This window comes from Salinivibrio sp. KP-1 (assembly GCF_000968645.1).
In the GTDB taxonomy this organism is placed as follows: Bacteria; Pseudomonadota; Gammaproteobacteria; order Enterobacterales; family Vibrionaceae; genus Salinivibrio; species Salinivibrio siamensis.
This window is the reverse complement of record NZ_LAQR01000004.1, coordinates 14,845-29,621: the sequence shown is the minus strand read 5'-3', so window position 1 is coordinate 29,621 and position 14,777 is coordinate 14,845. Positions and strand designations below refer to the sequence as shown.

Below are 14,777 nucleotides of genomic sequence, written 5' to 3'. Positions count from 1 at the left end.
GGCATCACCGCGCGATGTGGACAAAGGGCACCCTCGGGTGCCTTTTTTATTGGCTAGCGTTTAATTGAGGGTTTGGATAAAGCGATTTGACGCTTGGATTGCGCGTTGCATGTCAGCGACTGCGCGGTCTATCTCGCCAGAGAGCGCATCTAACTCGCCTTGTAATGCACCAATCGCGCGGGCATTGAGGTTGTGTTTGAGATAAAGGCGGTTATCTTGCAGCGTGTTTAGCACTGGCGTCATGGTTTTTTCCGCACGACGCATCGCATCACGTAACCGCTCGTACTCCTTGCGGGTTTGACGCAAGCGTTGCTCACTATCACGCTGCAGGCGTCGATTGGTGTACAAGTCTAATTCTTCTTCCCACTCATCAAACAGCGCTTCAGAGACGGACTCAAGCGCATCAATCCGCTCGCGCACGCGGGTGACCGCATCATGACTTTGTTGATACTGGTTATCCACTGCCTCGTAAGCAGCTTGTAACTCTCCCCCCTCAAACTCAGTGAGCTGGCTTAAAGCTTGTCGTGCGTCTTTAAATTTTGACTGCGCCGCTTGCTGGGCGTTGGCCGCGTCTTCCACTCTGTCGACCATGATATCGCGTTTATGGATGCCCACTTGCTCCATGGCCGAGTAGTAGGCAGACTGACAGCCAGTGAGTAGGGTGAAGCCGATAACAAAAACAAAGATAGCCCGCACAGGCAACTCCTTAATCATAAATCATGTACACTCATTACGCTTAAGGCTAACACAAGGTTAAGGTGGAAGGATGCGCAAAATTGGGATCCTGGATGAGAAAAGGTGGTGTCATTATCGTCATTGGTTGATGGCGATGCTGACCCATTTATGGCGGCGTATGGGCGAAGATCGGCTCACGGTGAGTGCGGGCCATATGGCGTATGTGACCCTATTATCTTTGGTCCCCTTGGTGACCGTGGTTTTATCCGCCTTTTCGAGTTTTCCTGGTTTTTCAGAGGTGGGTGAGACGTTACAGCAGTTTGTGATTAACAACTTTGTGCCGGCTGCTGGCGAGGTGGTGGCACGCTACCTCAATGAGTTTGTTGCTAATGCCGGTAAAATGACGGCAGTGGGGGTGAGTTTCTTGTTTGTGGTGGCCATCATGCTGATTTCCGCCATCGACAAAAGCCTGAATCACACCTTTAAAATTCAGACCAAGCGACCCACAATGATCGCCTTTTCCATCTATTGGATGGTGCTCACCTTAGGGCCAATCCTTATTGGCACCAGCATTGCGTTGAGCTCCTATTTAACCTCGCTGTCGTTATTACAAAGCGGGATTGCCAATGATTTGTTTACCACCTTATTGCGCGTTTTGCCCTTTATCCTGACCACATTGACCTTCATGGGGCTTTATACGTTGGTCCCCAATACGCGCGTGCGTCTGCGCCATGCCTTTGCCGGGGCGGCGGTGGCGAGTATCCTGTTTGAATTAAGCAAGAAAGTCTTCGCCCTCTATGTGACGCACTTTCCCTCGTATCAACTGATTTATGGCGCGTTGGCGGTGATACCCATTCTCTTTGTCTGGGTGTATTTTAGTTGGTGTATCGTCTTGTTTGGTGCCCAAGTGACGGCGACGCTGAGAGAGTCTGAACGTTGGTGGCCGCGCGCGGAGGGCGACGCTTCTCATTTTGGGTCGAGCGCTCTGGATACGTCATCTCCCCCTTTAACCATTGAAAAAGAGGAAACCCATGATCGCCCTCATTCAACGCGTGAGTGAAGCCAATGTGACCGTAGAAGGCACTCGCGTCGGCTGTATAGGAAAAGGCTTGGTCGTGCTGCTAGGTGTCGAGAAAGGCGACACCGAGACTCAGGCAGCCAAGCTGGCGCATAAAGTGCGCGGTTATCGCGTCTTTGAAGATGACGAAGGAAAAATGAATCTCAATGTGTCACAGGCAGGGGGATCGTTACTGGTGGTCTCTCAGTTCACCCTCGCGGCTGACACGAAAAAAGGAATGCGTCCAAGTTTTTCAGGGGCCTCGCCCGCCGAAGCGGAACGCTTGTATGAGGTGTTTTGCCATGATTGCCAACAGGCTGGCGTGAAGACGCAAACCGGTCAGTTTGCTGCAGATATGAAGGTGAGCTTGGTCAATGATGGGCCGGTGACTTTCTGGCTTCAGGTATAAATGTGCGCCTAACAGGGAGAGATAGGCATGTTTAAAATCGTCACGCCACGTACAGAACAAGAGCTTGCGCGTTACTATGACTTTCGCTATCGCATGTTGCGCGAGCCTTGGCATGCGCCGCGCGGCTCAGAGCGCGATGCCTACGATGGCAATGCCTGTCATCGGATGATTGTCGACAGTGATGATGACCCCGTCGCCATCGGGCGTCTTTACTTAACCCCAGACAACGATGGTCAGATCCGGTATATGGCGGTCTCTCCCGATTTTCGTAATCGTGGCCTCGGGGCGCTCATATTAATGGCACTAGAGTCATTGGCCCGGCAAGAGGGGGCCAAGCGTCTTGTGTGCAGTGCGCGAGAAGAGGCGGTAAGCTTTTATGCTCAACATGACTTCATTCGTCAGGGGGATCTCAGTGATGAGCGCGGGCCGATTCGTCATCAACAGATGGTGAAACCCTTAGACCCTTTGTCTGATGTGGTACGTCATCCTGAGTGGTGTACCGAGCTGCAGCAGCGCTGGCAAGAACAAATCCCTATCAGCGATAAAATGGGGGTGCAGATCAGCCAATTCACCGGCTATCACTTTGAAGTGTGTGCCAATTTAAATGCCAATTTGAACCCGCGTCACACCATGTTTGCGGGCAGCATTTTTAGTCTTGCCACGCTCGCGGGTTGGGGAATGGTGTGGCTGTTAATGAAAGAGCGTCAACTCAGTGCGGATATTGTCCTCGCAGACAGCCACATTCGTTATCGTCGCCCGGTGGCGGAGCGGCCAAGGGCGAGTGTATCGCTGGATAACTTGAGCGGTGAGCTTGATAGGCTGGAAAACGGTCGTCGGGCGCGTGTCACGCTCGAAGTCGAGTTTTTTAGTGGCGACGATAAGGCCGGCGTGTTTACCGGCACTTATGTGTTGCTGCCATCAGACGATGGCGCCACCGCACAGCCTGCCCCTCAGTTGGCACTACTGCGTTAACGTACACTTGGGGTGGCGGTTTGATAAATCGGCCAATCAATCGACACGGATGTGTCCCCCTGAAGAATACCCGTGATATGGCCACGGTCGGCTTTTAGAGAAAGTTGTTCAAACGGGAACGACCGCGACTGGCGTTGCTGGGTTGGCGCTTTTTGAAACCACCCAGACATTCGTTCTGGCCAGCCTTTATCTGGCGTGACATCCGCGTGACCATTCAGCAGGGTAACCGCAAGGGTGCCATTTAAGCCCACGTTGAAACTTTCGGTATCAGACGCCAGCCCAGACCATTGCCCTTGAAGATCGTGAAACCCGCTTAAAGGCAGCGGCCAGTCAAACCATGATTGATAAAGGGATAAGGGGACGTGTAGGCCGTCAATTTGGAATGACCATGGTAGGCTCGGCGTGTTGTAATTCCACTGGCCGGAGGCAGCAAGCTGACCATCGGAAAAACCCAGTAATAATTGACGTAGATTGACGAGCCCATCGCTCGCTTCTACGCGTAAGTAGGGTTCAGCCAGCCACTGCTGATTGATGCTGGCATAGCTGGCGCTCGCGGTCAGTGTTCCATGGCGTAATTGCCACTGCGTGTCATGCCGCAGACGCAGATCGCGCCCATCGATATCAATGCCATCCACCTTGACCGGGAACCCTGGCGATAACGCTAACCACTCATTGTGTTTCAGCGACAGATCGGTAATGACGATATGTGGCGGCCAATCTGGCAATGCGCCTATCAGCGGCCTAAGCCGTTCGCGGCTGAGGGTGAGGCCATTGGCGCGTAGCCTGTCTATCTGCCAAGCTTGGGGCGAAAATTGGCCGGAAAGCGCGATAAACCCTTCATGCCACTGGCTGGTGAATTGATTGACTATCCACGTATCACCGCGACGCTCCAGCTCCCCTAACGGTTGCTCCCACGTTTGCCCTTGCCAACGGATATAGTCGGCATTAAACGAGGCGCGTAGCTGAGGTTGATGCCACCAAGGCGACTGAGGGGTAAACGCTAATTGTTCCGCTGAAAAGGTCAGGGCATTGACCGACAGATGATCCGTTTCGGCACTGAGTTGACGGACGTCCGCTCGAGCGATGGTGACCTGGGTGTTTGACGGCCAATGTGACAAGGCTTCGCGGAGCCGCTGTTGTGTTTGCTCACTATCCACAATGGCATTGCTAATGGTCAATTGGCTCAAGGCGAGTGCACCAGGTTGCCATTGCCCTTGGGCGCTAAAGGCAGCACGTTGCCATTGAAATGAGACGCCATTGAGTTGCCAGCCTTTTGGCGAGGGTTGGGCATCTAGGAGGGCATCAGAGACCGTTAGGTCGTGCCAATCGATCTGTTTGGCTTCCCATTGCGCGCGACCACGGACCGATCCCCATGGTGAGTCGCCCTTTTGCCACTTATCAAGCTGGGCACTCACTTGGTGCGCTTGCCAATCTCCTCCAATGAGATTTAGGTCGTTGAACAAGATACGACCGATTTGCAGGGACGCAGGCAACATCTCTAGGCTAGGTGGTGGCGTGCGGCCCGTCAGATCGATAGACAGGCCATCAATCCGCAGCCAGTGAATGTGTGGCAATCGCGTAGCATCAAGTTGTACGCGCAGCCGGTCGGCCTGCCAGTGTTGCGGACCGACGTGATAGCTAGGCTTGGTGAGGGTCAAACTCAGTGGCTGACGCCAATGATAGACCACCTGTTTGGCGGAGAGATCGCCCGGAAGCAAAGGTGACACGACATGATGAAACAGCGCGGTGCTGTAGCGCGTGTGAAAGAGGACTGCTAACACCAATAATGCGGTGACACAGAGAATGAAAAAGCTGGCGAACAGTTTGGCCAGGATGCGCATGAACCAACCCTATCAAGGCAATCAGTAGCAATAAGACTGGCGCAAAAGTGTCGTCACTTCAACTATTAGCCAGTATCTCGGTCGGGGAAGAGGCCCCCATATCGCACGCGCGATACGGGGGTAGGGGGTTAGTCTAGCTTAGGTCCGGCTGAGACCAGCGCGGCTCCTTCGGGGGTGTCGGTATATTTTTCAAAGTTATCGATAAAGCGCTGTGCCAGATCGTTGGCTTTGCTTTCCCACTGAAGAGGATCGACATAGGTGTCACGCGGGTCAAGAATGCCGTCGCTCACTTCGTCGAGTGAGACGGGCACTTCCAAATTAAAGATTGGAATTGACTTGGTCTCCGCTTTTTCGATGGAGCCATCTAAAATCGCATCAATGATCGCACGCGTATCCTTGATGGAGATCCGCTTGCCTGAGCCGTTCCAGCCAGTGTTGACCAAATAGGCTTCCGCGCCGGCGGCTTCCATGCGTTTGACCAACACCTCTGCGTACTTGGTCGGATGCAAGGTCAAGAAGGCGGCACCGAAGGCGGCGGAAAACGCTGGTGTGGGCTCGGTAATACCACGCTCAGTGCCCGCGAGCTTAGCCGTGAAGCCAGATAAAAAGTGGTACTTGGTTTGCTCTGGCGTCAGCTTAGACACCGGGGGCAGCACACCAAAGGCATCCGCCGACAAGAAAATCACCTTGTTGGCATGCCCCCCTTTTGATACCGGCTTAACGATGTTATCGATGTGGTAAATTGGGTAGGAGACACGGGTGTTTTCTGTTTTGGTGTTGTCGTCAAAGTCGATGGTGCCATTGCCACGAACGGTAACGTTTTCCAGCAATGCATCACGGCGAATGGCGTTGTAAATATCGGGTTCTGCTTCTTTCGAGAGCTTGATGGTTTTCGCGTAGCATCCGCCTTCGAAGTTAAACACACCATGGTCGTCCCAGCCGTGTTCATCATCACCAATCAGCTGGCGTTTGGGATCGGTAGAGAGGGTGGTTTTGCCGGTGCCGGATAAACCAAAGAAGATGGCGACATCACCGTCTTTACCCATGTTCGCCGAGCAGTGCATCGAGGCGATATCTTGCAGTGGCAAGAAGTAATTCATCATCGCGAACATGCCTTTTTTCATCTCGCCGCCGTACCAGGTACCGCCGATGAGCTGCATGCGTTCGGTGAGGTTGAATACGGTGAAGTTTTCCGAGTTCAAACCTTGCTCGCGCCATTTGGTGTTGACACACTTGGCACCGTTCATCACCACAAAGTCGGGCTCAAAGTCTTTCAGCTCTTCATCGGTTGGGCGGATAAACATGTTTTTCACGAAGTGTGCTTGCCACGCTACCTCGGTGATCACGCGAATACGTAATCGGGTATTTGGGTTGGCGCCACAATAGCCATCAATCACAAACAGGCGCTTGCCTGATAATTGATCAGTGACGAGGGCTTTCAGATCTTTCCATACCGCTTGGTCAATCGGCTTGTTGTCGTTTTTGCCTTGATCAGACCACCAAATGGTATCGCGGGTGGTGTCATCGCGGACGATGTACTTATCTTTTGGTGAGCGGCCGGTAAAAATACCCGTATCTACCGCCACCGCGCCGAGCTCGGTCACCACGCCTTTTTCGTAGCCTTCCAGCCCAGGTTTGGTTTCTTCCTCGAACAGTTGCTCATAAGAGGGGTTACGGATGACTTCTTTGACATTTTCCAGACCATGACGGGAAAGATCGATGTCAGCGACCTCGGGTTCGACGTTCAGGACAGTCATAGGTGCTCCTTGGGGTAAGATGTTGTTAACTGTCTTTGTGCTAGCAACCTGAATATGTGATTTCAGGGACTGACTCCATATAAGACTGCACACTGGGGTTATTTTGATTGTAGGGTACGGACCACCAGGTGCCATGTCATAGACATGGTAACGCTTAGTTAATCGTTTGCGCTACCCAAAGACCTATTATTGTTTGTACAAAAATAATGCGAGAAAAAATGTGAGTTAAGTCGGGTAGGAATAAGAAAAAAGCCAGCATAATGCTGGCTTTTGAACTCCGTCAGGTGGATTTGCTTCGGAGCGCTAAAAATGTAGCACGCTGTTACTGCATTTGTGAGGAAGAATCCGCGTTTTGCTCGAAAATAGCTGCAACATCAACACTATCGAAAGCGTAGTCTGTGCCACAATAATCACAATGCAAATGAATCGTTCCCATTTCAGCCACCATTTTATCCACTTCGCTACGCTCAATGGCGGCGATCGCGCTGGCACTGCGCTCACGTGAGCAGCTGCATTTGAATACCACCTCTTGCGCTGGATACAGCGTGACTTTTTCTTGGTGGTACAAACGATACAGCACATCTTTAGCAGACAGGCTAAATAGCTCTTCGTTTTTAATGGTTTCAGTCAACTGCGCCAGATGCTCGAAGTCGCTGTTGTCGCCTTTACCATCTGGCAGGATTTGCAGCATCATCCCAGCCGCATGGGGCTTACCGTCGTGCTCACCCGTGCGCAACCAAAGGCGAGTCATCAGTTGCTCGGAACGGGCGAAGTAATCTTCAAGACAGGCTTGTAAGTTGTCAGACTCAAGACCGACAATCCCTTGATAGCGTTCACCATCGACAGGCTCAATGGTGATGATGAGTTGGCCTTTGCCCATCATCTCCGGCAGGGTTGCATCGTCTTTGACTTCGCCCTTGACGCGAGCCGTTCCCCGCAGCTGCTGGTGGTGATCCCCATTAATCACAGCGAGAGAGACAGGCCCATCGCCTTGCAGTTGCACTGTGATTGAGCCGTTAAACTTGAGCGTAGCGGTCAATAAGCTGGTCGCGGCGAGCATCTCTCCCAGCAAGGCATTGACCGGCGCCGGGAAATCTTGGTTTTCCAGTATGCGCTGATAGGTGTCATCGAGCTTGACCAGCTCACCACGAACAGACACATCTTCAAATAGGTAACGGTGTAGTTGATCGTTTGACATGCAATCTCTCTCCGGCAATGGCGCGAATGCGACCTTAATCTATGCCTTGTTTAAATTTACGAATATCTCGGCGTTGCTTTTTATCCGGCCGCCCATCAGGACTTGGGTTGTGTGCATTTAAGCGACGCATTTCTGACTCGTGCTCGCGCTTGGCGAGGCTGCTCTCGGTTTCTTGATACAAGGTTTGCGCGATCGGCGCCCCCTGCCGCTGCTCCGAAAGCGCCATGACAGTGACGGTTTTTTCATCATTGCCTTGGCGAAGGCGGATTTCTGCACCGACTTCTACCATTTTACTCGGCTTAGCACGTTGGCCATTGTACTGCACTTTGCCCCCGTCAATCATATTGCGCGCAATGGAGCGCGTTTTGTAAAAACGGGCAGCCCATAGCCATTTATCTAACCTGACCGCCGTCAAGGGCGTTGATGCGTGGTTTTTCATCATCCAACTCCTGCGCAATCTGGATCGGCGACATTAGCACAAAATTTACTTTAGAGCAGTATCACAGCATCGCAGTTCCACCTCCCGTCAGGGCAATGACTTCGATAAAATAAAGCTCTATGACTGAAAAAGTCTCACTATCACAAAGCGTTTTTGCTAGCATGCCCAGCTTTTCGTAATCTAATGATGGAATTTGCTGGCAAAAAAAGCCATCAATGGATAAACGGTGACCCAAATTGGTTTAAAAGGAATGATCTCTCAGGCAGGACGCCAACATAATCGCTTCTCTTTTTCGCCACAAACCCTGCGTCGCGCAGCCCCTTGGCTTAATATTGGCTTGGTCTGCGTACTCGCATGGTTGGCAGGTCGTCTGGTGTGGGCTTTCTATCAACCCGCACCATCGGCTTTTACACCTGTAGTACACGAGGCGGGGACATCGCAGTCATCGACCGCAACCTTGTCGATCGCCCCTGTGATGGATGCCCAGCTTTTCGGGCGTTATCAGGCGTCGAAGGCCCAACGTCGCCAAGCGGTTAGTCAGGTGCCGGAAACCCGGTTGCAATTGACATTGGTGGGCGTGGTTGCCAGTGATCAGCCGTCGCGTGCGCTAGCGGTGATTGCCAATCGCGGTCAACAGGCGACCTATGGGGTGGGTGAGCAGGTGAAAGGCACCCAAGTTAGCATCGAACAGGTGTTGCCTGATCGGGTGATTTTGCGCCAGGGGACACGTCGAGAGGCACTGCTGATGCCGGGTGTTGAGGCTAATAGTACCCCGCAAACCGTCTTTTCACCGTCAAAAGGGAAGGTGACGCCCCCAAAGTCCGCTCCCCATGAGACAGCCAGCGCTGACTGGCCGGCCAATCTTGCGCAGCAGCTTAATCAAAACCCCCAGCGTCTCCTTGATTATGTGCAGCTCGCGCAAGTGGGTGATGCCAAGGCGCTGAAAGGCTTTCGTCTCACCCCAGGAAAAAATCCGGTGTTGTTTGAACAATCTGGGTTGCAGCCCGGGGACATCGCGATTGCGATTAATGGCCTCAAACTCAGTCGTTCAGTGGCACTGCCCGACATTCTCAGTCGCATTCAACAACAGGGCACGCTTGATCTGGTCGTCGAGCGGCAAGGACAGCAACATGACATTTCGATTCAATTATAAATTACAACCACCGCTGCGCGCGGCAGTAGGAGCGTGACGTGAATTTAAGGCAACGACTGATCCCCTATTTCATCGCTGTGACTTTTCTTTTTTCTGGACTGTCGGCGAGCGCGGCTGAATTCAGTGCATCGTTTAAAGGCACTGATATTCAGGAATTTATTGAAATTGTGGGTCGTAACCTAGAAAAGACCATCATTGTTGACCCCTCCGTGAGAGGTACAGTTAACGTACGTAGCTACAACACGTTGACCGAAGAGCAGTACTACCAATTTTTCCTCAATGTCTTGGAAGTATATGGCTTTGCCGTGGTGGAAATGGATAACGGTGTCGTCAAGGTGGTACGCGACAAAGATGCCAAAACGTCGCCCGTGCCTGTGGTGGGTGAAGCCGATAACGTGGTGGGCGATGAAGTTGTCACGCGTGTGGTCGCGGTAAAAAACGTTTCGGTGCGTGAGCTGTCCCCTCTTTTACGTCAGCTTATCAACAATGCCGGCGCCGGCAATGTGGTGCACTACGATCCGGCTAATGTGATCATGATTACCGGACGTGCAGCGGTGGTGAATCGCTTAACCGATATTATTCAACGTGTTGACCAAGCCGGTGATAAAGAGGTTGAGGTCGTGCGCCTAGAGCACGCCTCTGCCGCTGAAATGGTGCGTATTGTCGATGCACTGAATGAGCGGGACAATGCCAACACGCGCCCTGAATTGCTTGAGCCGCGTATTGTCGCCGATGAGCGTCTAAATGCGGTCTTGGTTTCGGGCGAGCCAAAAGTGCGTGAGCGGGTGAAAAAACTGATCCGACAGTTGGACAAAGAGATGGCGACGACCGGGAATAGCCGAGTGATTTACTTGCGTTATGCCAAAGCGGACGAGGTGGTCGATGTGCTCAAAGGGGTGTCGGATAATCTGCTGGAAGAAAAAGAGAAAAAGAGCAAGCCAGGGTCGACACAACAGACGGTGCAGATTTCTGCCCACCAGGGGACCAATGCGCTAGTGATCACCGCGCCGCCCGATATATTGAAAACCTTAGAGAGCGTGATTTCTCAGCTTGATATTCGCCGTGCGCAAGTCTTGATTGAAGCACTGATTGTGGAAATGTCCGAATCCGATGGGGCCAATTTAGGGGTGCAATGGGGGTCGCTCGAAAACGGGGGCATTCAGTTCAACAACACTGGCGTCGGTGTGACCAATTATCTGACCGGACAAAAAGCGACCGAAGATACCACGCGCACGGAAACGCGATTTGATAGCAATGGCGATAGCTACGAAGTGCCTATTACCGAATCGGGTGATTACTCGGCGCTCAATGAAGTCTTGGGGGGGCTAAATGGCCTCGCGGCTGGGGTGATCATGGGCGATTGGACGGCATTGGTGACGGCAGTGGCCTCGAACAATGAATCCAATATTCTGTCTTCGCCCAATCTGATGGTACTGGATAACCAAGAAGCCTCGTTTGTGGTGGGGGAAGAGGTACCCGTCATCACCGGCTCGCAAACTGGCTCGAATAACGATAACCCGTTCCAAACGGTCGAGCGTAAAGATGTTGGCATCAAGCTGAAGGTGACCCCTCAAATCAATGAAGGATCGGCGGTGCTATTGGATATCGAGCAGGAGGTGTCTAACGTACTTGGCGCGAGCGGTGCTGTGGATGTGCGCTTTGGCAAGCGCCAGTTGACCACTTCCGTGATGGTAGGCGACCAACAGATGATTGTGCTAAGTGGTTTGATTGATGAACGCACGGTAGAGAGTGAGTCCAAGGTCCCTGTACTGGGAGATATTCCCGTGTTAGGTCACTTGTTTAAGTCGACCTCGACCCAGACTGAAAAGAAGAACCTGATGCTGTTTATCAAGCCGACCATTATTCGTACCGGCTTAACAGCGGATGGCGTGACGCAGCGTAAGTACAACTATATTCGAGCTGAGCAGCTGTTACGGGCACAAGACGGCGTGAAGCTGATGCCGGATGCCGAAAAGCCGGTGCTGCCAGACTACAACAGCGAGGCAGTGATGCCTGCCGAGGTACGCGCGCTAAAAGCGGAGCTAGCAGGATGAGTGATCGCGCGACAGAGCTCAGCCGAGATCCGGACGCTCGTTGGCAGTTGCCTTTTGGCTTTGCCCGCCGTCATGGGGTGATATTACTCAATGACACTGAGCCTGCACGCCTACTGTGCTTGTCGTCTGTGACACCGAACACCCTTGCCGAGGTTCAACGGATGTTAGGAAAAAGTTGTGCCCCTGAAATTGTGTCAAACAGTGACTTTGACCAACATCTCACCCGTTTGTATCAACGCGATAGCGCAGATGCTCAACAGCTAATGGCCGATATTGGCGCGGATGCAGACAGTGATGATTTTTTCTCTCTCGCGGAGGAGTTGCCTCAAAGTGAAGATCTGCTGGAATCGGAAGATGACGCCCCGATCATCAAGCTCATAAACGCGATGATGGGGGAAGCGATCAAAGAAAGTGCGTCTGATATCCACATTGAAACCTTTGAGCATGCGTTATCGATTCGTTTCCGTGTTGATGGTGTGTTACGAGAAGTCCTCTCTCCGAGTCGTAAACTAGCGCCGCTGTTAGTCTCTCGAGTGAAAGTCATGGCCAAGCTGGATATTGCCGAAAAGCGCGTGCCGCAAGATGGTCGTATTTCAGTCCGTATAGGTGGCCGTGCGGTCGATGTGCGGGTGTCGACCATGCCTTCATCACACGGTGAGCGTGTGGTGATGCGTTTACTCGATAAGAATGCCGTACAACTTGATTTAGCCCAACTTGGCATGGCACCAGCGCTTCACCAAGGTTTCCGAGCCCTTATTCACAAGCCTCATGGTATCTTACTGGTCACCGGGCCGACCGGATCGGGGAAATCCACCACTTTATACGCAGGGTTACAAACCATTAACAGTGAGGATCGGAATATCCTCACCGTTGAAGATCCGATCGAGTTCGATCTGGCCGGTATTGGCCAGACCCAAGTCAACCCGAAAGTCGATATGACCTTCGCCCGCGGTTTGCGTGCGATGTTGCGTCAAGATCCTGACGTGGTGATGGTGGGGGAAATTCGCGACTTAGAAACCGCGCAAATTGCGGTTCAAGCCTCCCTGACCGGCCATTTGGTGATGTCCACATTACATACCAACACTGCCATTGGTGCGGTGACGCGCTTGCGCGATATGGGGATTGAGCCTTTCTTGCTTTCATCATCGCTACTTGGTGTATTGGCGCAGCGCTTGGTCCGTACCCTGTGCGAACACTGCCGAGTGCCCTATCAAGCCGACGCAACGCAGCAACAATTGTTTGCAGATGTGGGGCTTGCCAATCAAGGCGAAACCATCACCTTATATAAACCAAATGGTTGCGAGCATTGTCACCAAAAAGGCTACCGCGGCCGCACAGGGATCCATGAGTTGTTGACCGTGGATGAGAAGGTACAAGCACTGATTCACCATGATGCCGGTGAGCATGCCATCGAGGAGGCGGTGCGGGCGCAAAGCCCCAGTATCCGCTATGACGGCTTGGCCAAAGTGCTGAACGGGGAAACCACCCTGGAAGAAGTGATGCGAGTGACCAAGGAGAGTTAATGGCTGCCTTTGACTACCAAGCACTGGATGCGCGAGGGCGCAAACGCAAGGGCGTGATTGAAGCCGATACGGCACGCCAAGCGCGGCAACAATTGCGCGACAAGGGCTTTACTCCCCTCGATGTCCAGGCCACTACCCGTAAGCGTGCGACACAAAAAAGTACGGCTTCTCAGCCGCTTTTTCGTCAGCGCGGGCGCGGTATTAGCACCCAGGAGCTGTCACTGATCACCCGTCAGTTGGCGACCTTGATTGAGGCGGCGATGCCTCTCGAAGAGTGCTTAAAAGCGGTGGCAGAGCAGGCCGAGAAGCCGAGAATTGGCAGCATGATGACCAGTGTGCGCGCGCGAGTGATGGAAGGGTATACACTCGCCGATGCGTTGGCGGATTACCCCAATGTTTTTGACGAACTCTACCGGGCGATGATTTCAGCCGGTGAAAAAGCGGGCCACTTGGGCACCGTCCTCGAACGCCTTGCGGACTATGTGGAAAACCGTCAACGTATTCAAGCCACTTTGTTACAAGCCATGCTGTATCCGGCGATTTTGACATTTTTCTCGGTACTGATTGTCGCCTTCCTGTTGGCCACCGTGGTACCTGATATCGTCGGTCAATTTGTCCAAACGGGGCAATCACTGCCCGCATCAACCCAATTTCTCTTAAACGCCAGTGACTTTATCACTCAGTGGGGCGTGTGGGTGGTCGGTGGGCTGGTTCTTGTCAGTATGGGGATTCGTCTATTGCTGAAAGACACCCAGCGTCGTCTTGCCTGGGATAAGCAAAAGCTCGCGTTACCGATACTGGGTCGGGTAGCGCGCGGATTGAACACATCACGTTTTGCTCGGACATTGGCGATTTGTACCGCCAGTGCAATCCCATTGTTGGATGGGATCAAGGTCGCTGCACAAGTGATCACTAACCAATATGTGCGCAAGCGGGTATTAGAAGCGGCCGATAAAGTGCGCGAGGGGGCTAGCTTACGTGTTGCGCTCGACCAGTCAGGGCTGTTCCCTCCCATGATGCTACATATGATTGCTAGCGGCGAGCGCAGTGGCGAGCTGGAGCCGATGCTCTCACGCGCAGCCGATAACCAAGATAAAGATTTTGAGGCGCAAGTCAATGTTGCCCTGGGAGTATTTGGCCCGTTAATGATTGTAATGATGGCCGGGTTAGTGCTTTTTATCGTGGTGGCCACCTTGATGCCAATTATTGCCATGAATGACATGGTCGGTTTGTGATTTTATGAATTTTAACAAGGAGAAAGAAATGCGTCGTCAACAAGGTTTCACTTTGCTCGAAGTCATGGTGGTGGTGGTGATTATTGGCCTGCTAGCCAGCTTTGTTGCCCCAAACTTGCTGGGCAACAAAGACAAAGCCGCGGTGAAAAAAGCGGTGGCGGATGTCAGTGCGCTTGAAAATGCGCTGGATATGTACAAATTGGATAACAATCAGTACCCCACCACCGATCAAGGCTTAGACGCGCTAGTGACCCAGCCACAAAGTGATCCGGTCCCCCGTAACTACCCCGCGCAAGGTTACATCAAACGTCTGCCGCAAGACCCGTGGAACAATGACTATCGCTATGTCAGCCCTGGCGAGCACGGTGTTGTTGATATCTTTTCTTTAGGCGCTGATGGCCAAGAAGGTGGGGAAGGGGTCAACCAAGACATTGGTAACTGGAACCTCAACGAGCTGCAATAAC

The 14,777-nt window shown here is 52.6% G+C and carries 13 protein-coding genes; 8 read left to right on the top strand and 5 right to left on the bottom strand.

Features of this window, described 5'->3' with window-relative positions; genetic code table 11:
- Positions 1-60 precede the first annotated feature (60 nt).
- Positions 61-696, bottom strand: a complete 636-nt coding sequence (locus WN56_RS07470; protein WP_369795699.1) for a DUF2959 family protein — start codon at positions 694-696, stop codon at positions 61-63.
- A gap of 70 nt (positions 697-766) precedes the next feature.
- On the opposite strand from WN56_RS07470, the gene WN56_RS07465 reads away from it, so the two are divergent.
- The 3 genes from WN56_RS07465 to WN56_RS07455 are packed head-to-tail and all read left to right on the top strand — an operon-like array spanning position 767 to position 3,113.
- Positions 767-1,735 (top strand): virulence factor BrkB family protein, encoded by a 969-nt coding sequence (locus tag WN56_RS07465; protein WP_082084433.1) that lies wholly within the window; start codon positions 767-769, stop codon positions 1,733-1,735.
- Entirely contained in the window at positions 1,707-2,141 is a 435-nt protein-coding gene (gene dtd, locus WN56_RS07460; RefSeq protein WP_046074442.1) for a D-aminoacyl-tRNA deacylase, read from the top strand. The genes WN56_RS07465 and dtd overlap by 29 nt, the downstream gene beginning before the upstream one ends.
- 27 nt (positions 2,142-2,168) lie before the next feature.
- Positions 2,169-3,113: a bifunctional GNAT family N-acetyltransferase/hotdog fold thioesterase gene (locus WN56_RS07455; RefSeq protein ID WP_046074441.1), complete on the top strand. Its 945-nt coding sequence runs from the start codon at positions 2,169-2,171 to the stop codon at positions 3,111-3,113.
- On the opposite strand, the gene WN56_RS07450 is transcribed toward WN56_RS07455, so the two are convergent.
- The 4 genes from WN56_RS07450 to hslR all read right to left on the bottom strand — a co-directional run bounded on the left by WN56_RS07450 (position 3,110) and on the right by hslR (position 8,348).
- On the bottom strand, positions 3,110-4,954 hold the full coding sequence (locus tag WN56_RS07450; RefSeq protein ID WP_046074440.1) for an AsmA family protein: 1,845 nt from the start codon (positions 4,952-4,954) through the stop codon (positions 3,110-3,112). The genes WN56_RS07455 and WN56_RS07450 overlap by 4 nt on opposite strands.
- Positions 4,955-5,082: 128 nt before the next feature.
- On the bottom strand, positions 5,083-6,711 hold the full coding sequence (gene pckA, locus WN56_RS07445) for a phosphoenolpyruvate carboxykinase (ATP) (protein WP_046074439.1): 1,629 nt from the start codon (positions 6,709-6,711) through the stop codon (positions 5,083-5,085).
- Positions 6,712-7,033: 322 nt separating this feature from the next.
- A complete protein-coding gene (gene hslO, locus WN56_RS07440; protein WP_046074438.1) occupies positions 7,034-7,909 on the bottom strand; it encodes an Hsp33 family molecular chaperone HslO in 876 nt (291 codons plus the stop codon).
- A gap of 34 nt (positions 7,910-7,943) precedes the next feature.
- Positions 7,944-8,348, bottom strand: a complete 405-nt coding sequence (gene hslR / locus WN56_RS07435) for a ribosome-associated heat shock protein Hsp15 (RefSeq protein ID WP_156146667.1) — start codon at positions 8,346-8,348, stop codon at positions 7,944-7,946.
- Positions 8,349-8,574: 226 nt separating this feature from the next.
- On the opposite strand from hslR, the gene gspC reads away from it, so the two are divergent.
- The 5 genes from gspC to gspG are packed head-to-tail and all read left to right on the top strand — an operon-like array spanning position 8,575 to position 14,776.
- Positions 8,575-9,501: a type II secretion system protein GspC gene (gene gspC / locus WN56_RS07430; RefSeq protein ID WP_052708042.1), complete on the top strand. Its 927-nt coding sequence runs from the start codon at positions 8,575-8,577 to the stop codon at positions 9,499-9,501.
- Positions 9,502-9,557: 56 nt separating this feature from the next.
- On the top strand, positions 9,558-11,555 hold the full coding sequence (gene gspD, locus WN56_RS07425) for a type II secretion system secretin GspD (RefSeq protein WP_046074493.1): 1,998 nt from the start codon (positions 9,558-9,560) through the stop codon (positions 11,553-11,555).
- Positions 11,552-13,078, top strand: coding sequence for a type II secretion system ATPase GspE (gspE, locus tag WN56_RS07420; RefSeq protein ID WP_046074436.1), 1,527 nt, complete (start codon positions 11,552-11,554; stop codon positions 13,076-13,078). The genes gspD and gspE overlap by 4 nt, the downstream gene beginning before the upstream one ends.
- Complete coding sequence (gspF, locus tag WN56_RS07415) at positions 13,078-14,313, top strand: type II secretion system inner membrane protein GspF (RefSeq protein ID WP_046074435.1); 1,236 nt, start codon at positions 13,078-13,080, stop codon at positions 14,311-14,313. Before gspE ends, gspF begins: the two co-directional genes overlap by 1 nt.
- Positions 14,314-14,317: 4 nt before the next feature.
- A complete protein-coding gene (gspG, locus tag WN56_RS07410; protein ID WP_046074434.1) occupies positions 14,318-14,776 on the top strand; it encodes a type II secretion system major pseudopilin GspG in 459 nt (152 codons plus the stop codon).
- Position 14,777: the final 1 nt, after the last annotated feature.